This is a genomic window from Aeromonas sp. 160P (genome assembly GCF_055193095.1).
On record NZ_JBUXKV010000001.1, the window covers coordinates 718,709 to 736,197 of the forward strand.

The 17,489-nt window shown below is 55.2% G+C and carries 14 protein-coding genes and 1 pseudogene; 12 read left to right on the top strand and 3 right to left on the bottom strand.

Annotated features, from left to right (window positions below):
* Window positions 1–147: 147 nt before the first annotated feature.
* Window positions 148–1,161: a class 1 integron integrase IntI1 gene (gene intI1, locus ACY8FN_RS03425; protein WP_062939554.1), complete on the bottom strand. Its 1,014-nt coding sequence runs from the start codon at window positions 1,159–1,161 to the stop codon at window positions 148–150.
* A 206-nt stretch (window positions 1,162–1,367) separates the two neighbouring features.
* On the opposite strand from intI1, the gene ACY8FN_RS03430 reads away from it, so the two are divergent.
* From ACY8FN_RS03430 to ACY8FN_RS03485, 12 genes are all read left to right on the top strand, one after another.
* Window positions 1,368–1,604 carry a trimethoprim-resistant dihydrofolate reductase DfrB1 gene (locus ACY8FN_RS03430; protein ID WP_000442373.1) on the top strand — a complete coding sequence of 79 codons (237 nt, stop codon included), beginning with the start codon at window positions 1,368–1,370 and terminating at the stop codon, window positions 1,602–1,604.
* Between the two features lie 113 nt (window positions 1,605–1,717).
* Window positions 1,718–2,509 carry an ANT(3'')-Ia family aminoglycoside nucleotidyltransferase AadA1 gene (gene aadA1, locus ACY8FN_RS03435; RefSeq protein ID WP_001206317.1) on the top strand — a complete coding sequence of 264 codons (792 nt, stop codon included), beginning with the start codon at window positions 1,718–1,720 and terminating at the stop codon, window positions 2,507–2,509.
* 52 nt (window positions 2,510–2,561) lie between these two features.
* Window positions 2,562–3,194 carry a type B-2 chloramphenicol O-acetyltransferase CatB2 gene (locus ACY8FN_RS03440; RefSeq protein WP_012477387.1) on the top strand — a complete coding sequence of 211 codons (633 nt, stop codon included), beginning with the start codon at window positions 2,562–2,564 and terminating at the stop codon, window positions 3,192–3,194.
* Window positions 3,195–3,362: 168 nt separating this feature from the next.
* Window positions 3,363–3,710: a quaternary ammonium compound efflux SMR transporter QacE delta 1 gene (locus ACY8FN_RS03445; RefSeq protein WP_000679427.1), complete on the top strand. Its 348-nt coding sequence runs from the start codon at window positions 3,363–3,365 to the stop codon at window positions 3,708–3,710.
* Entirely contained in the window at window positions 3,704–4,543 is an 840-nt protein-coding gene (sul1, locus tag ACY8FN_RS03450) for a sulfonamide-resistant dihydropteroate synthase Sul1 (protein WP_000259018.1), read from the top strand. The genes ACY8FN_RS03445 and sul1 overlap by 7 nt, the downstream gene beginning before the upstream one ends.
* A gap of 127 nt (window positions 4,544–4,670) precedes the next feature.
* Window positions 4,671–5,171 (top strand): GNAT family N-acetyltransferase, encoded by a 501-nt coding sequence (locus tag ACY8FN_RS03455; RefSeq protein ID WP_000376623.1) that lies wholly within the window; start codon window positions 4,671–4,673, stop codon window positions 5,169–5,171.
* A gap of 506 nt (window positions 5,172–5,677) precedes the next feature.
* On the top strand, window positions 5,678–6,442 hold the full coding sequence (locus ACY8FN_RS03460) for an IS6-like element IS6100 family transposase (RefSeq protein WP_001389365.1): 765 nt from the start codon (window positions 5,678–5,680) through the stop codon (window positions 6,440–6,442).
* A 112-nt stretch (window positions 6,443–6,554) separates the two neighbouring features.
* Window positions 6,555–7,304 carry a recombinase family protein gene (locus ACY8FN_RS03465; protein WP_463101127.1) on the top strand — a complete coding sequence of 250 codons (750 nt, stop codon included), beginning with the start codon at window positions 6,555–6,557 and terminating at the stop codon, window positions 7,302–7,304.
* A 786-nt stretch (window positions 7,305–8,090) separates the two neighbouring features.
* Window positions 8,091–10,583 carry an EcoAI/FtnUII family type I restriction enzme subunit R gene (gene hsdR / locus ACY8FN_RS03470; RefSeq protein ID WP_463099234.1) on the top strand — a complete coding sequence of 831 codons (2,493 nt, stop codon included), beginning with the start codon at window positions 8,091–8,093 and terminating at the stop codon, window positions 10,581–10,583.
* Window positions 10,584–10,703: 120 nt separating this feature from the next.
* Window positions 10,704–12,206: an N-6 DNA methylase gene (locus ACY8FN_RS03475; protein WP_463099235.1), complete on the top strand. Its 1,503-nt coding sequence runs from the start codon at window positions 10,704–10,706 to the stop codon at window positions 12,204–12,206.
* Entirely contained in the window at window positions 12,206–13,960 is a 1,755-nt protein-coding gene (locus ACY8FN_RS03480) for a restriction endonuclease subunit S (protein ID WP_463099236.1), read from the top strand. The genes ACY8FN_RS03475 and ACY8FN_RS03480 overlap by 1 nt, the downstream gene beginning before the upstream one ends.
* Before the next feature lie 85 nt (window positions 13,961–14,045).
* Window positions 14,046–14,285, top strand: coding sequence for a hypothetical protein (locus ACY8FN_RS03485; RefSeq protein WP_463099237.1), 240 nt, complete (start codon window positions 14,046–14,048; stop codon window positions 14,283–14,285).
* Here ACY8FN_RS03485 and ACY8FN_RS03490 read toward each other — a convergent pair.
* Together ACY8FN_RS03490 and ACY8FN_RS03495 are read right to left on the bottom strand one after the other, a co-directional pair.
* Window positions 14,201–14,392: pseudogene (locus tag ACY8FN_RS03490) on the bottom strand (IS5/IS1182 family transposase); the annotation flags it as partial. The gene ACY8FN_RS03485 and the pseudogene ACY8FN_RS03490 sit on opposite strands and share 85 nt — an antisense overlap.
* A 364-nt stretch (window positions 14,393–14,756) precedes the next feature.
* Window positions 14,757–17,414, bottom strand: coding sequence for a M66 family metalloprotease (locus ACY8FN_RS03495; RefSeq protein ID WP_463099238.1), 2,658 nt, complete (start codon window positions 17,412–17,414; stop codon window positions 14,757–14,759).
* Between the last annotated feature and the right edge of the window lie 75 nt (window positions 17,415–17,489).

The window sequence follows — 17,489 nt, forward strand, 5'->3', positions numbered from 1 at the left end:
GCGGAGGGGTTGGATCCATCAGGCAACGACGGGCTGCTGCCGGCCATCAGCGGACGCAGGGAGGACTTTCCGCAACCGGCCGTTCGATGCGGCACCGATGGCCTTCGCGCAGGGGTAGTGAATCCGCCAGGATTGACTTGCGCTGCCCTACCTCTCACTAGTGAGGGGCGGCAGCGCATCAAGCGGTGAGCGCACTCCGGCACCGCCAACTTTCAGCACATGCGTGTAAATCATCGTCGTAGAGACGTCGGAATGGCCGAGCAGATCCTGCACGGTTCGAATGTCGTAACCGCTGCGGAGCAAGGCCGTCGCGAACGAGTGGCGGAGGGTGTGCGGTGTGGCGGGCTTCGTGATGCCTGCTTGTTCTACGGCACGTTTGAAGGCGCGCTGAAAGGTCTGGTCATACATGTGATGGCGACGCACGACACCGCTCCGTGGATCGGTCGAATGCGTGTGCTGCGCAAAAACCCAGAACCACGGCCAGGAATGCCCGGCGCGCGGATACTTCCGCTCAAGGGCGTCGGGAAGCGCAACGCCGCTGCGGCCCTCGGCCTGGTCCTTCAGCCACCATGCCCGTGCACGCGACAGCTGCTCGCGCAGGCTGGGTGCCAAGCTCTCGGGTAACATCAAGGCCCGATCCTTGGAGCCCTTGCCCTCCCGCACGATGATCGTGCCGTGATCGAAATCCAGATCCTTGACCCGCAGTTGCAAACCCTCACTGATCCGCATGCCCGTTCCATACAGAAGCTGGGCGAACAAACGATGCTCGCCTTCCAGAAAACCGAGGATGCGAACCACTTCATCCGGGGTCAGCACCACCGGCAAGCGCCGCGACGGCCGAGGTCTTCCGATCTCCTGAAGCCAGGGCAGATCCGTGCACAGCACCTTGCCGTAGAAGAACAGCAAGGCCGCCAATGCCTGACGATGCGTGGAGACCGAAACCTTGCGCTCGTTCGCCAGCCAGGACAGAAATGCCTCGACTTCGCTGCTGCCCAAGGTTGCCGGGTGACGCACACCGTGGAAACGGATGAAGGCACGAACCCAGTGGACATAAGCCTGTTCGGTTTGTAAACTGTAATGCAAGTAGCGTATGCGCTCACGCAACTGGTCCAGAACCTTGACCGAACGCAGCGGTGGTAACGGCGCAGTGGCGGTTTTCATGGCTTGTTATGACTGTTTTTTTGTACAGTCTATGCCTCGGGCATCCAAGCAGCAAGCGCGTTACGCCGTGGGTCGATGTTTGATGTTATGGAGCAGCAACGATGTTACGCAGCAGGGCAGTCGCCCTAAAACAAAGTTGGGCGTGACCAATGCAGCGTGTCGTCGGGCCACATAGAACACCTAGAAGTTCACAAGAAAGGTCGGAAATGGAACGAAGTAGCAATGAAGTCAGTAATCCAGTTGCTGGCAATTTTGTATTCCCATCGAACGCCACGTTTGGTATGGGAGATCGCGTGCGCAAGAAATCCGGCGCCGCCTGGCAAGGTCAGATTGTCGGGTGGTACTGCACAAATTTGACCCCCGAAGGCTACGCCGTCGAGTCTGAGGCTCACCCAGGCTCAGTACAGATTTATCCTGTTGCGGCGCTTGAACGCATCAACTGAGTTCAAGGTTGAAGTGCGCCGCTCAACGGTCAAACCGGGCATCACCGACTACAGCCCAACTTGTCGCTCCAGCGGACGGCTTCGCCGCCCGCTGAGCTAATTCGTTAAACATCATGAGGGAAGCGGTGATCGCCGAAGTATCGACTCAACTATCAGAGGTAGTTGGCGTCATCGAGCGCCATCTCGAACCGACGTTGCTGGCCGTACATTTGTACGGCTCCGCAGTGGATGGCGGCCTGAAGCCACACAGTGATATTGATTTGCTGGTTACGGTGACCGTAAGGCTTGATGAAACAACGCGGCGAGCTTTGATCAACGACCTTTTGGAAACTTCGGCTTCCCCTGGAGAGAGCGAGATTCTCCGCGCTGTAGAAGTCACCATTGTTGTGCACGACGACATCATTCCGTGGCGTTATCCAGCTAAGCGCGAACTGCAATTTGGAGAATGGCAGCGCAATGACATTCTTGCAGGTATCTTCGAGCCAGCCACGATCGACATTGATCTGGCTATCTTGCTGACAAAAGCAAGAGAACATAGCGTTGCCTTGGTAGGTCCAGCGGCGGAGGAACTCTTTGATCCGGTTCCTGAACAGGATCTATTTGAGGCGCTAAATGAAACCTTAACGCTATGGAACTCGCCGCCCGACTGGGCTGGCGATGAGCGAAATGTAGTGCTTACGTTGTCCCGCATTTGGTACAGCGCAGTAACCGGCAGAATCGCGCCGAAGGATGTCGCTGCCGACTGGGCAATGGAGCGCCTGCCGGCCCAGTATCAGCCCGTCATACTTGAAGCTAGACAGGCTTATCTTGGACAAGAAGAAGATCGCTTGGCCTCGCGCGCAGATCAGTTGGAAGAATTTGTTCACTACGTGAAAGGCGAGATCACCAAGGTAGTCGGCAAATAATACATGTTAGGCGACGCGTGGAGTCGCTCTAGAATTTTCGGGTACAAATTTTATGACGAATTATTTTGAGAGTCCCTTCAAAGGGAAGCTTCTGACTGAGCAGGTGAAGAATCCGAACATCAAGGTAGGGCGGTATAGCTACTATTCCGGCTATTACCATGGGCACTCGTTTGATGATTGTGCTCGCTACCTTCTACCAGACCGTGATGACGTTGATCAGCTGATTATCGGCAGCTTCTGCTCCATCGGATCAGGCGCAGCTTTTATTATGGCTGGGAATCAAGGCCACCGATATGATTGGGTCTCTTCTTTCCCTTTCTTCTACATGAACGAGGAGCCCGCGTTTGCAAAATCAGTCGATGCATTCCAGCGGGCTGGCGACACAGTTATAGGAAGTGATGTGTGGATCGGTTCGGAGGCCATGATCATGCCCGGGATCAAGATCGGGCATGGAGCGGTGATAGGTAGCCGCGCTTTGGTTGCCAAAGACGTGGAACCCTACACCATAGTGGGGGGAAACCCTGCAAAGTCGATTAGGAAGCGCTTTTCTGAAGAAGAAATTTCTATGCTTTTAGATATGGCTTGGTGGGATTGGCCGCTGGAACAAATCAAGGAAGCAATGCCTTTTCTTTGTTCGTCTGGCATTGCCAGCCTGTATCGTCGCTGGCAAGGCACAAGCGCCTAACAATACGCTACACACGGACAAATTACTCGCTGCGCTCCTAATTTGCCGGTGAGCGTGGCGTTAGATGCACTAAGCACATAATTGCTCACAGCCAAACTATCAGGTCAAGTCTGCTTTTATTATTTTTAAGCGTGCATAATAAGCCCTACACAAATTGGGAGATATATCATGAAAGGCTGGCTTTTTCTTGTTATCGCAATAGTTGGCGAAGTAATCGCAACATCCGCATTAAAATCTAGCGAGGGCTTTACTAAGCTTGCCCCTTCCGCCGTTGTCATAATCGGTTATGGCATCGCATTTTATTTTCTTTCTCTGGTTCTGAAATCCATCCCTGTCGGTGTTGCTTATGCAGTCTGGTCGGGACTCGGCGTCGTCATAATTACAGCCATTGCCTGGTTGCTTCATGGGCAAAAGCTTGATGCGTGGGGCTTTGTAGGTATGGGGCTCATAATTGCTGCCTTTTTGCTCGCCCGATCCCCATCGTGGAAGTCGCTGCGGAGGCCGACGCCATGGTGACGGTGTTCGGCATTCTGAATCTCACCGAGGACTCCTTCTTCGATGAGAGCCGGCGGCTAGACCCCGCCGGCGCTGTCACCGCGGCGATCGAAATGCTGCGAGTCGGAGCAGACGTCGTGGATGTCGGACCGGCCGCCAGCCATCCGGACGCGAGGCCTGTATCGCCGGCCGATGAGATCAGACGTATTGCGCCGCTCTTAGACGCCCTGTCCGATCAGATGCACCGTGTTTCAATCGACAGCTTCCAACCGGAAACCCAGCGCTATGCGCTCAAGCGCGGCGTGGGCTACCTGAACGATATCCAAGGATTTCCTGACCCTGCGCTCTATCCCGATATTGCTGAGGCGGACTGCAGGCTGGTGGTTATGCACTCAGCGCAGCGGGATGGCATCGCCACCCGCACCGGTCACCTTCGACCCGAAGACGCGCTCGACGAGATTGTGCGGTTCTTCGAGGCGCGGGTTTCCGCCTTGCGACGGAGCGGGGTCGCTGCCGACCGGCTCATCCTCGATCCGGGGATGGGATTTTTCTTGAGCCCCGCACCGGAAACATCGCTGCACGTGCTGTCGAACCTTCAAAAGCTGAAGTCGGCGTTGGGGCTTCCGCTATTGGTCTCGGTGTCGCGGAAATCCTTCTTGGGCGCCACCGTTGGCCTTCCTGTAAAGGATCTGGGTCCAGCGAGCCTTGCGGCGGAACTTCACGCGATCGGCAATGGCGCTGACTACGTCCGCACCCACGCGCCTGGAGATCTGCGAAGCGCAATCACCTTCTCGGAAACCCTCGCGAAATTTCGCAGTCGCGACGCCAGAGACCGAGGGTTAGATCATGCCTAGCATTCACCTTCCGGCCGCCCGCTAGCGGACCCTGGTCAGGTTCCGCGAAGGTGGGCGCAGACATGCTGGGCTCGTCAGGATCAAACTGCACTATGAGGCGGCGGTTCATACCGCGCCAGGGGAGCGAATGGACAGCGAGGAGCCTCCGAACGTTCGGGTCGCCTGCTCGGGTGATATCGACGAGGTTGTGCGGCTGATGCACGACGCTGCGGCGTGGATGTCCGCCAAGGGAACGCCCGCCTGGGACGTCGCGCGGATCGACCGGACATTCGCGGAGACCTTCGTCCTGAGATCCGAGCTCCTAGTCGCGAGTTGCAGCGACGGCATCGTCGGCTGTTGCACCTTGTCGGCCGAGGATCCCGAGTTCTGGCCCGACGCCCTCAAGGGGGAGGCCGCATATCTGCACAAGCTCGCGGTGCGACGGACACATGCGGGCCGGGGTGTCAGCTCCGCGCTGATCGAGGCTTGCCGCCATGCCGCGCGAACGCAGGGGTGCGCCAAGCTGCGGCTCGACTGCCACCCGAACCTGCGTGGCCTATACGAGCGGCTCGGATTCACCCACGTCGACACTTTCAATCCCGGCTGGGATCCAACCTTCATCGCAGAACGCCTAGAACTCGAAATCTAACGTCCGTTCGGGCATCGAGGTCCATGTCGGGGTGGGACGGGCCCGTGGCTTCAAGATCACTTGCAGTCCGACCGCGATGTCTTGGTTGCGCGAGAGGTTGTCGATATCCTCCACTTCCATCATCAACCCTGGATAATGCCGCCGCCGTCATCGCCGCCGACGCCCGTGCCGGGCTTTTCGGGCCTGTCAGGCTTGCTCGGCCTTCAGCCTGCCTGGGCGAGATCTCCGGCGGACGGATTAACGGCGGAGCTTCGCCGCCTTTCGTGCGTGTGAAGGCCGAAGATAGTTCTCTCAAAAACATCCGTTTATGAGAGATACCAAATGTCATTTTCAGAAGACGACTGCACCAGTTGATTGGGCGTAATGGCTGTTGTGCAGCCAGCTCCTGACAGTTCAATATCAGAAGTGATCTGCACCAATCTCGACTATGCTCAATACTCGTGTGGGCTCTGTTGCAAAAATCGTGAAGCTTGAGCATGCTTGGCGGAGATTGGACGGACGGAACGATGACGGATTTCAAGTGGCGCCATTTCCAGGGTGATGTGATCCTGTGGGCGGTGCGCTGGTATTGTCGCTATCCGATCAGCTATCGCGACCTTGAGGAAATGCTGGCGGAACGCGGCATTTCGGTCGACCATACGACGATCTATCGCTGGGTCCAGTGCTACGCCCCGGAGATGGAGAAGCGGCTGCGCTGGTTCTGGCGGCGTGGCTTTGATCCGAGCTGGCGCCTGGATGAAACCTACGTCAAGGTGCGGGGCAAGTGGACCTACCTGTACCGGGCAGTCGACAAGCGGGGCGACACGATCGATTTCTACCTGTCGCCGACCCGCAGCGCCAAGGCAGCGAAGCGGTTCCTGGGCAAGGCCCTGCGAGGCCTGAAGCACTGGGAAAAGCCTGCCACGCTCAATACCGACAAAGCGCCGAGCTATGGTGCAGCGATCACCGAATTGAAGCGCGAAGGAAAGCTGGACCGGGAGACGGCCCACCGGCAGGTGAAGTATCTCAATAACGTGATCGAGGCCGATCACGGAAAGCTCAAGATACTGATCAAGCCGGTGCGCGGTTTCAAATCGATCCCCACGGCCTATGCCACGATCAAGGGATTCGAAGTCATGCGAGCCCTGCGCAAAGGACAGGCTCGCCCCTGGTGCCTGCAGCCCGGCATCAGGGGCGAGGTGCGCCTTGTGGAGAGAGCTTTTGGCATTGGGCCCTCGGCGCTGACGGAGGCCATGGGCATGCTCAACCACCATTTCGCAGCAGCCGCCTGATCGGCGCAGAGCGACAGCCTACCTCTGACTGCCGCCAATCTTTGCAACAGAGCCTCCGTCGCCATGCTCACCTCGCTTTGGTGCACACGAGTATTGAGCATAGTCGAGATTGGTGCAGATCACTTCTGATATTGAACTGTCAGGAGCTGGCTGCACAACAGCCATTACGCCCAATCAACTGGTGCAGTCGTCTTCTGAAAATGACAGAACCAGTTTAAACAGACCTATGGAGGTTTCAATGTTCATACGGGCGTACTTACGTGCATCGACAGTGGAGCAGGATGCTGAGCGGGCACGAGAGCTGCTGATTGGTTTTGCTGCAGAGCATGGCCATCAGATAGCCAGTTTCTATGTGGAGAATGAGTCTGGGGCGACGCTGGACAGGCCTGAGCTTATGCGGCTGATCCGCGACGCTGCAGATCGTGACATTGTGCTGGTAGAACAGATTGATCGTCTGGCTCGTCTCAATCAGACGGATTGGCAAACATTGAAGCAGTTGCTAGCTCAGAAACAGCTCTCCATCGTTTCTCCGGAGCTTCCGACTTCCTGGGTGGCGTTACAGGGGGACAGCCGCTCCGAATTCACCAGCGCCATCTTGCAGGCTGTAAATGGCATGCTGCTGGATATGCTGGCAGCCGTCGCTCGCAAAGACTACGAAGATCGCCGACGCAGGCAACAGCAGGGTATTGCCAAGGCTAGGGATGAGGGGAAATATCGCGGTCGCCAGAAAGATGAAAAGAAGCGTCAGCACATCGCACAGTTGTTGAGCACCGGACACAGCTACTCGGTGATCCAGGAAATGTTGGGCTGCTCCCGCCATCTGATTTCGTGCGTGGCAAAAGAGGTCCATTCAGTAAAATAGCGGGTCATTTATCCGAGGCACCCATGCGACGCTTCTCGATATACAGCCACGCAGCAAAGGCGCCAAAGCCTATCAGGAATGAAAACAGGAGGATCAGGATGACGATGCTGTTCATGGTGATGGCCTCAGGTGTAGCGGATAAAGGATGCAATCAGGTGATCGTGTGACCAAACTCCATATCACCATGGACTCCGCTCAGGAAGAAATCAACAAAACACTGAAAGTATTGAAGTTTGTTCGCTTGCAACAAACATGATTGCGTGGAATCACGCAGGATGTGGAGCCATGGAATGAACACTGTCATTCCCAACCAATTCCCGTCCAGTTTCTTTCCACATAACTATCTATCTGGAAAAGTGGTGCGAATTTTCCACATAGTGGAATGCCAGTTCAGAACGAGTTATGTGGAATCCTGATCGAAGACTTCCTATCTATCTGGAAATTTCGTGCCGTTTTTCTCTCTGGAAAATTGGTCATCTTGTTTGAAGGGATGATAGACCTTGGTGTGCTGGAATTGATGGGGGCAGATTCCTATCTATCTGGAATCTTGGCCTCTGCATTCAGCGAGAGCCAAACCGGCTGACTGGCGATGGGACTAACTCAAGCTATGCCCTTCAACAAGCATTCACTACGACCTAGTTATGCCATTGCCTGACGTATCCTTGGCCAGAAGGTACGCTATCAAGAGCAGCCTCCCATGTTGCTTTATGAGTCTGAAATCAACAAAACTCGGCTGATTTTATGAGAGAATCTTGAGCAATATTGTCCCCGACCGGAAGAGTGCTCATGGCCGAGATCAACAAAGCAACCCTCACCGAAGCCGATATCATCTCGAAATACTTGCTGCCTGCTATCAAGGCGGCGGGGTGGGATGACCTGACCCAGGTCCGCCAGGAGGTGAAGCTGCGGGATGGCAAAGTGGTGGTGCGCGGCCAGATGGCGGCACGCAAAAAGGTTAAATCGGCCGATATCGTGCTCTATCACAAGATGGGCTTGCCACTTGCGGTGATCGAGGCCAAAGCCAACAAGCATGAGATTGGCAAGGGAATGCAGCAGGGGCTCGATTATGCCCGTCTGCTGGATGTGCCGTTCGTGTTCGCCAGCAACGGCGATGGCTTCGTATTTCATGACAAGACCAATCCGGCCAAGCTGGAATCCGAAATTGCGCTGGAGGATTTCCCCAGCCCGGGTCAGCTTTGGGACAAACTCTGCACCTGGAAGGGCTACACCCAGGCCCAACTGCCCGTTATCAGCCAGGACTACTACTCCGATGGCAGCGGCAAATCTCCCCGCTACTACCAGTTGCAGGCCATCAACAAGACCGTAGAAGCCATCTCGAAAGGTGAGGATCGGGTATTGCTGGTGATGGCCACCGGCACTGGAAAGACCTACACCGCATTCCAGATCATCTGGCGTTTGTGGAAGGCGGGCGCCAAGAAGCGCATCCTGTTTTTGGCCGATCGCAACATTCTGGTCGATCAGACCAAGATCAATGACTTTCAGCCCTTTGGCTCGGCCATGACCAAGATCACCGGGCGAATGATCGACCCCGCCTATGAGATCCACCTTGCCCTCTATCAGGCGCTCACCGGGCCGGAAGAGTCACAAAAAGCCTTTAAGCAGGTCTCTCCCGACTTCTTCGACCTGATCGTGGTGGATGAGTGCCATCGGGGCAGCGCCGCCGAAGACAGCGCCTGGCGCGAGATCCTCGAATACTTCTCATCGGCCAGCCAGATTGGTCTCACCGCCACCCCCAAAGAGACCGAAACCGTCTCCAACACCGATTACTTCGGTGACCCTGTTTATACCTATTCCCTGAAAGAGGGGATCGAAGATGGTTTTCTTGCCCCCTACAAGGTGGTGCGGGTCGATATCGATGTGGATCTGCAGGGGTGGCGTCCCACCAAAGGGCAGATGGACAAACAGGGCAACCTGATTGAAGACCGCATCTATAACCAGAAGGATTTCGACCGCACCCTGGTGATCGACGAGCGTACCCAGCTGGTGGCCGAGACCATCACCAACTACCTCAAGAAAACCGACCCGATGGCCAAGACCATAGTGTTTTGCAACGACATCGATCATGCCGACCGGATGCGCCGTGCCTTGGCAAACCTTAACCCCGAGCAGATGCTTAAAGATGATCGGTATGTAATGAAGATCACTGGCGATGATGACCTTGGCAAGGCCCAGCTCGACAACTTCATCAACCCGAAAAAGCCCTATCCGGTTATCGCCACCACTTCCGAGCTGATGACAACTGGCGTCGATGCCAAGACCTGCAAGCTGGTGGTGCTGGACCAAAACATCCAGTCCATGACCAAGTTCAAGCAGATCATCGGCCGTGGCACCCGTATCGACGACAAGTACGGCAAGCTCTGGTTTACCATTCTCGACTTCAAGAAGGCCACCGAACTGTTTGCCGATCCTCGTTTCGACGGCGAGCCGGAGCGCGTCATGGTGGTCAAACCGGCAGACATCAACAACCCGGATGAAGGCCTGGGCGATCTCATCGACGGCGCCGATCCACTGCCTGCCGATGAACCCGGCGATAATGACGATCCGTTTGCCCCCGGGGTTGATGAACAACCCGGCACTTACACAACCGGTAGTGACGGTGGCCACAGTGGCGCAGGGAGTCAGGGCGTTGGGGGTCAGGGCACAGGCCCGCTGGGTGGCCCCGAGCCAGGGGTCAGCAAGTATTATGTCAACGGCGTGACGGTCAGCGTCATCGCCGAGCGGGTGCAGTATTACGATGCCGATGGCAGGCTGGTGACCGAATCCTTCAAAGACTACACCAAGAAGACCCTGCTCAAAGAGTTTGCCACCCTCGATGCCTTCACCAAACGCTGGCAAGCCGCCGAACGCAAGCAAGCCATCATGGATGAGTTGGCGCAGGCGGGCGTGCTGTGGGAGGTGCTGCAAGAAGAGGTAGGTAAGGAGCTCGACCCGTTCGACCTTATCTGCCATGTGGTATACGATCAGCCGCCACTGACCCGCCGCGAGCGGGCGAACAACGTCAAAAAGCGCAACTACTTCACCAAGTACAACGACACCGCCCAGCAGGTGCTCACCAGCCTGCTCGACAAGTATGCCGATCAGGGGGTGACCGAGATTGAGACCAAGGATGCGCTAAAAGTCGCCCCCTTTACCGAGTTGGGTCGTCCGTTGGAGTTGGCCAAGAAGGGTTTTGGTGGCGCCAAACAGTTCGAGCAGGCCATCACCGAACTGGAGCAAGAAATCTATCGCCACACCGATCGCGAGCAGCAGAGCGCCTGACGCCAAGGCTGATACAGAACCACAGTGCGGCCATGGCAATCATGGCCGCTTGTTTTATCGATATTCCTGACGCATTCGCCCCAGTATTCGTCACCATTTTTGTAAAAAGCAGAGAACCCCATGTCATCCATCAGCTCAGTCATCAAATCCATTCAGGACATCATGCGCAAGGACGCCGGTATCGACGGCGATGCCCAGCGCCTCGGCCAGCTCTCCTGGCTGCTGTTTTTGAAAGTGTTCGACGCTCAGGAAGAGGAGCTGGAGTTTGAGCAGGATAACTACCGCTGCCCTATTCCCGAGCGCTTCCTGTGGCGCAACTGGGCGGCTGATAGCGAAGGGCTGACTGGCGATGCCCTGCTCGATTTCGTCAACAACGATCTGTTCGACAGCCTGAAAAACCAGCCTGCCAATATCAGTCTCAACCCCCGTGGCTATGTGGTGAAAGAGGCGTTCTCTGACGCTTTCAACTACATGAAAAACGGCACCCTGCTCAAGCAGGTGATTAACAAGCTCAACGAGATCGACTTTACCGACAGCAGCGAGCGCCACCTGTTTGGCGACATCTACGAGCAGATCCTGCGCGACCTGCAGAGCGCCGGTAACGCGGGCGAGTTCTACACCCCCCGCGCCGTTACCCGCTTTATGGTCAACCGTATCGACCCCAAACTCGGCGAGCGGATCATGGACCCTGCCTGCGGCACCGGCGGCTTTCTCGCCTGCGCTTTCGACCATGTCAAAGAGCACTATGTCGAGACCTCAGCCGACCATCAGACCCTGCAGCAGCAGATCCTGGGGGTCGAGAAGAAGCAGTTGCCGCACCTCCTTTGCACCACCAATATGCTGCTGCACGGCATCGAGGTACCGGTGCAGATCCGCCACGGCAATACCCTCGACAAGCCGCTGTCGAGCTGGGACAGCGATATCGATGTGATCCTCACCAACCCGCCCTTTGGTGGCACCGAAGAGGATGGCATCGAGCAGAACTTCCCGGCCGATCTGCGCACCCGCGAAACCGCCGACCTGTTCCTGCAGCTGATCATTGAAGTCCTTGCCCCGGCAACAAATGGCAAGGGTGGTCGCGCCGCCGTGGTGCTGCCCGATGGCACCCTGTTTGGCGAAGGGGTCAAAACCAAGATCAAGCAACTGCTCACCAGCGAGTGCAACCTGCACACCATAGTGCGGCTGCCCAACGGCGTGTTTGCCCCCTATACCGGCATCAAGACCAATATCCTCTTCTTCACCAAGGGCCAGCCCACCAAAGATGTCTGGTTCTACCAGCACCCCTATCCGGCTGGAGTGAAGAACTACAGCAAAACCAAGCCGATGAAGTTCGAGGAGTTTGAGGCCGAGATCAATTGGTGGGGCGATGAGGCGGACGGCTTTGCTGCCCGAATCGAGAACGAGCAAGCGTGGAAGGTCGGCATTGACGAGATTGTGGCTCGTAACTTCAACCTCGATATTAAAAATCCCCATGTCGGTGAGCAGATAAGCCATGACCCTGACGAGCTGCTGGCGCGCTATGCCACAGAACAGGCTGAAATCCAGTGCCTGCGTGACCAGCTAAAAACCATTCTGGGTGACGCCTTGGGCAAAGGTGTGGCCAAGCAAGGGGGGCAGGCATAATGGCGGCTCAGAAAATAGAAAATCTGATTACCGACCATCTGGATCTCTGGACTGCGGCGGTGCGCCCCAAACGCAGTGCTGGGCGCGGTAGCAACAGCAAGCTGGAACTCACCGGCATCAAAAAGCTGCGAGAGCTGATCCTGGAGCTGGCCGTGCGCGGCAAACTGGTGCCGCAAGACCCCAGCGATGAACCGGCCTCCGTGCTGTTGGAATGCATTGCCGCCGAAAAGGCGCGGTTGGTGAAAGAGGAAGGACTAAGGACATCCGCCAATGAGGTTGTCGATATTGCTGATGAATATATTGAATGTCCAAGTCACTGGAAATGGGCTCGACTCGGCAACATAGCAAAGTTTATTGATTACAGAGGAAAAACCCCAAATAAGATAGATGCTGGTGTTAGGTTGATTACTGCCAAAAATATTCGGTATGGCTACATTGACCTTGTCCCAGAGGAGTTCATTTCAGAAGCAGATTATGATCAATGGATGACAAGGGGATTTCCAAGGGTTGGGGATACACTATTTACAACCGAAGCTCCGCTAGGTAATGCAGCTGTAATTGATATAAATGAACGTTTTGCGCTTGCCCAAAGGGCAATTTGTTTTCAGTGGCATTATTCTACTGTTAGTAGGTTTATGCTTATTCAGATATTAGCATCACCATTTCAAAATCAGCTGATTGATAATTCTTCAGGGATGACAGCTACAGGGGTAAAAGCTTCACGGCTAAAAGAAATACCTGTAGTAATTCCTCCAGCTGAGGAACAACAACGTATCGTAGCCAAAGTGGATGAGCTAATGGCCCTCTGCGACCAGTTGGAGCTGCGTAGCGAATCACAGCTGGCGGCCCATCAGACGCTGGTGGAGACCCTGCTCGCTACGCTCACAGACGGTGCCGATGCCGACGAGTTGGCGCAAAACTGGGCGCGGCTAAGCACTCGCTTCGATACCCTCTTTACCACCGAGGCCAGTATTGACGCCCTGAAACAGACTATCCTGCAACTGGCGGTGATGGGTAAGCTGGTACCGCAAGACCCGAGCGATGAACCCGCCGCCGCCCTGCTGGCGCGTATCGCCGCCGAAAAAGCCCAGCTGGTCAAAGAGAAGAAAATCAAAAAAGAGAAACCGCTACCTGCGATCAGCGAAGAAGAAAAGCCGTTTGAACTGCCACAAGGGTGGGAATGGTGCCGCTTGCCTGATTTAGGTGAATTAGCACGAGGAAAATCTAAGCATCGTCCAAGAAATGACCCCAAGCTATACGTTAATGGGACTATTCCTCTTGTTCAAACTGGAGATGTAGCCCGGGCTGATGGCGTAATTGAGTCTTACACTGCTATGTATAATGAGATAGGTTTGGCTCAAAGTCAGCTATGGCCAAAAGGAACTCTGTGCATCACAATTGCAGCAAATATTGCTGATACTGGAATATTAGGATTTGATGCATGTTTTCCTGATAGTGTTGTGGGATACACCCCTTATGAATCAAGTTTGCCAGTGGTTTATTTTGATTTCTTCATCCGTACAGCAAAGGAAAATTTAGAGAAATTTGCTCCGTCTACAGCACAGAAAAATATTAATCTGGAAATTTTAAGTAATATTTTAGTCCCATGCCCTCCGACTCAAGAGTTCATTCGTATTGTCAGTAGGGTCAATGTTTTATTTGCCATCTGCGATCAACTTAAAGCCCGCCTGCAAACCAGCCAGCAAACCCAGCTTGCCCTGGCCGAGTCGCTGGTGGAAGGCGCTCTCACCTGAATGTTGGCAGGGCGTCCGCAGTGGCGCCCTGCATCCTGCTTAACACCATCTATTTTCCCTATACCCTGTAACAGGTCGATTTACCATGAGTCTCTTTCATATCGCCAATCAACAGCTGACCCCGTTAACCCAAACCACTTTTGCTGCCGAAGGGCTACAAGAGCGCCAGGATCTGCAGGAGGCGGGCGTTGTTGCCCAAATCAGCCAGCAAATCATGATTTCCCCAGCCCCAAGTGACCGTTACACTCGGGGCTTTCTGACAGGCAGACCAAGGGTGTTCAGTTTGTTTATCGCGCTCACATACGCCATCACTTCTCCCACTTGACCATTGTATTTTCGCAGGGTGATTTGGCCTGCCATTAACTGTTTGAACCGGAACATCGCTGTCTCTGCCAGCGAACGACGGTGATACCCCGATATCCTCTTCCAGTACGGGGTTCTAAGCCGGAACCGCCGAAATTTCCGTCTGGGTGCAATTGGCTGACGGGCAACGGTGTCCGTTCAACGATTTTCTCGGGTATGCCATAGCCGCAGAACGTAGATGGGAGCAGCTCACGAAACGGAAAGAATCGCTAAGCATTATGCTCGATGTGCATCGTTGATAAAAAACCTAATATTTCAACGAGCTATGTTATATGTCAGAATGGGCCGATAAGAATACGCCACGTACAGGGGGACTTCTTCAAGGGACAAAACTCCTGGTATCTCAGAACAAAATGTAGGCAAGTAACTGCCTCAAATTTGATAGAAAAGAAGGTGCAATATATTTATCGCACCTTCCTGATGTTTATAGTGATTAATTACTCACAACTCTCATCGATCGAGGTCGGCTAAAATCGAGGTACTGGCCATTCCATGCTTTTACTTTTTTCATCTCGTTAGTCCCTACACTGCCGACAAACTCACCAATCCTGTTATATGAAAGGTTATTCCAATCAGACAAAAGTACTTTTGCGTTAAGGCCTGCATCGACATGAACCTCTTGGCTAATAATCCAATTAGGCAAAGAATATCCAGACCGAGAACCAACCGGGAGGCAATACTGTGCCTCTGTAGTGTTAGATACGATACACCCTTCATTTGCTTTTGCAGGAAGAGCCTTACCATACACAGAGAAGGAAATATCTGTTGGTGCTGATGATAATGTTTTTTCAGCAATCGTCCTATTATTGCATACCACTGCTGCTTGGCTGGGGTTCAGGTCTGTCGGCACGTTGATGTGGAATTTGTTCATCACTGTACTGGCTGCCCTGTGGTTGGCCAATGTGAAGCGCTGCAGACCATCGCGGGTCTCCACCTGCAACTGGCAATTATTACCGGACAAGGTGTTACTGTCATCCGGATAGGTGAAGCCGTAGGCGCCGTGCAGAGCCGGATAGATATAGCTGGGCAGACTACCCTGCGGGTCGTAATACCCCACCAGGGTGGTCACCGGCACCCCGAACTGCTCGGGCTTGCGCGCAACCTTGGTATCGATGGGGGAGACCTCCACCCAGCTTAGGCCATCCGAGGTGAAGCTCTTCTTAAAGCCTCTGCTCACCAGGATCTCCTTACCGTTGATAAAGAGGCGACTGTTGTAACCGGCCCCGTGATCGATGGTCAGACTGCGTCCACGGTTGTCCGCAGAGGCAACCGGCACCCGGATATCACGGGTCCAGCGACCGTCCCACATGGCGACCCTGACCAAGCCATAATCCGCCAGCAGGGCACTCAGCCCAGCCTCGCTCAGGGCATCCATGGGGGCATCGACCTTCTCGATCCCCTCTACCGTGTGCTGATAGGGCTCCATCCTGGCCGTCGCACTGTTCCACTTGCTAAAGCCGGTGGCCGAGTTGGCATCGAACACGGCCTTGCTCTCGAAGAAACGCTGAATGATGGCAGCCGAGTTGGGAGTGTAGAGGGTGAATCGGTTAGCACCGGATAGAGGGCTGCCGCCCGCCATCGCATCGAAGCCAAACTTGCGGCCATCGAACGGGGGCTGGCACTGGCCATCCAGACAGGCATCCTCATTGGTTCGGGTCGGCGAGAAGTTGGGGATGAAGCGACGCTTGTCACTGTCCCAGCCCCAGCTGGAGTTGAGCTGCTCAGCACTGCGATGGACCGAACCACTAAAACCATCCACATAGTGGCCAAGGCCGAAGTTATGGCCCACTTCGTGGCTGAACTCGTTGCCAAGGGAGTTATCCAGCGTGACGATGCCACCGCCACCGGAACCTCCATGCACCTGAACCCCATTGGCATACTTGCCGCGACTGTTGTGCGCCGTCAGCTGGGCCACCACAAAGGGATGGCTCCCCTCCCCTTCACCGGCACTGCTGTTGATGCCGTAGTTGGCATTGTCGATACCGTGAGAGATAAGTTCCTTGCCGATACGCTGGCGCATAGTGCCGCTATGCCAGCCCCCTTCGCTTGGATCGAAATCGGTCAGCAGAGTACCGTTGGGTAGCATAACTTCCGGCAGATAGAGTGCCGCATACTGGTTGACGATCATCCGGCTAGCAGGAATGGTCTGGAAGTATTCTCGGTGAGCCTCCTTGTCGTTGGCAAAGGCGAAGCGATCCCGTGGCGTGATGAGCATGCCGATGTCGATGGTGTGCAGCAGCAGCTCGCCGGGGGCACCGACCTTGATGTCACGCAGTTCACCACTGAAATTGCCCTGACGAACGGAGAGGTTCAGTCCAGGCTGGATCCACCCGGCAGGCAGCTCGCCGCTCCAGGTATCCGGGGCATAGGTGATGCGGTTGTTCTCCAGCTCCCCCTCACGGAACCACTGCCCCTTGGCAAACTTGAACTGCAGGGTCTGGCCACGGGCGACGGTCACCTGCCGCTCGCCATAGAAGATCGTCGAGTTGTAGCCTGCGCTGGAGCGCAAGCGCACCATCTTGCCCTCCAGCTCCGGGCTCACGGGCAGGTAGATATCCCGAACCCAGCGGCCGTCAGCGGTCTGAATCTCCACCAGTGCACGACCCGTCAGCCGATCCTTGAGGAAGGCGCCGCTCTTGTCGCTCAGTTTGGCCAAATCAGCACTGCTGCTGATCACCGCGGTGGGGCCGCTCTCTGGGACGAAACTCACCCCGCCTTCGGGAACACCTGCGAGGTGGTAGACAGTCTCAGGCAGCGCCGACGGGGGCGACAAGGTCAGAGTGCCAAGCAGCTTGCCGCTGGCGTCGCGGGCCTCCACCACCATGGGGGTCACCCCATCGGCCTGTAGCGGTTGCACCAGCAGCAAACTCTTGCGCAGGCTGGTCAAGGTGGGCTGGCGCTCCCCCTCCTTGGGGGAGGCTGGGATAATCTGGCTCTGGGCAAACTGCACTCTGGCTGATAGTGAGCCGACCAGGTCATTTTGTGGGGCAGACGAGTTGAATATGAGAGGAGAGATTTGCTTAGCAGATACAGACAATGCTGTAGCTGCAATCGAGGCTGCGATCAAACAGGAAATATAGTTGCGCTTCATTTTTTAATTACCATTGATTAAATGTTAATTCATCATGTTTTTTACAGTGAAAAAGTCAAATATTTTCAGAAGGAA

Excerpts from the sequence above, each read along its gene's own strand:
- intI1 (WP_062939554.1), bottom strand. The coding sequence starts at position 1,161 with ATGAAAACCGCCACTGCGCCGTTACCACCGCTGCGTTCGGTCAAGGTT.
- ACY8FN_RS03430 (WP_000442373.1), top strand. The coding sequence starts at position 1,368 with ATGGAACGAAGTAGCAATGAAGTCAGTAATCCAGTTGCTGGCAATTTT.
- aadA1 (WP_001206317.1), top strand. The coding sequence starts at position 1,718 with ATGAGGGAAGCGGTGATCGCCGAAGTATCGACTCAACTATCAGAGGTA.
- ACY8FN_RS03440 (WP_012477387.1), top strand. The coding sequence starts at position 2,562 with ATGACGAATTATTTTGAGAGTCCCTTCAAAGGGAAGCTTCTGACTGAG.
- ACY8FN_RS03445 (WP_000679427.1), top strand. The coding sequence starts at position 3,363 with ATGAAAGGCTGGCTTTTTCTTGTTATCGCAATAGTTGGCGAAGTAATC.
- sul1 (WP_000259018.1), top strand. The coding sequence starts at position 3,704 with ATGGTGACGGTGTTCGGCATTCTGAATCTCACCGAGGACTCCTTCTTC.
- ACY8FN_RS03455 (WP_000376623.1), top strand. The coding sequence starts at position 4,671 with ATGGACAGCGAGGAGCCTCCGAACGTTCGGGTCGCCTGCTCGGGTGAT.
- ACY8FN_RS03460 (WP_001389365.1), top strand. The coding sequence starts at position 5,678 with ATGACGGATTTCAAGTGGCGCCATTTCCAGGGTGATGTGATCCTGTGG.
- hsdR (WP_463099234.1), top strand. The coding sequence starts at position 8,091 with ATGGCCGAGATCAACAAAGCAACCCTCACCGAAGCCGATATCATCTCG.
- ACY8FN_RS03475 (WP_463099235.1), top strand. The coding sequence starts at position 10,704 with ATGTCATCCATCAGCTCAGTCATCAAATCCATTCAGGACATCATGCGC.
- ACY8FN_RS03480 (WP_463099236.1), top strand. The coding sequence starts at position 12,206 with ATGGCGGCTCAGAAAATAGAAAATCTGATTACCGACCATCTGGATCTC.
- ACY8FN_RS03485 (WP_463099237.1), top strand. The coding sequence starts at position 14,046 with ATGAGTCTCTTTCATATCGCCAATCAACAGCTGACCCCGTTAACCCAA.
- ACY8FN_RS03495 (WP_463099238.1), bottom strand. The coding sequence starts at position 17,414 with ATGAAGCGCAACTATATTTCCTGTTTGATCGCAGCCTCGATTGCAGCT.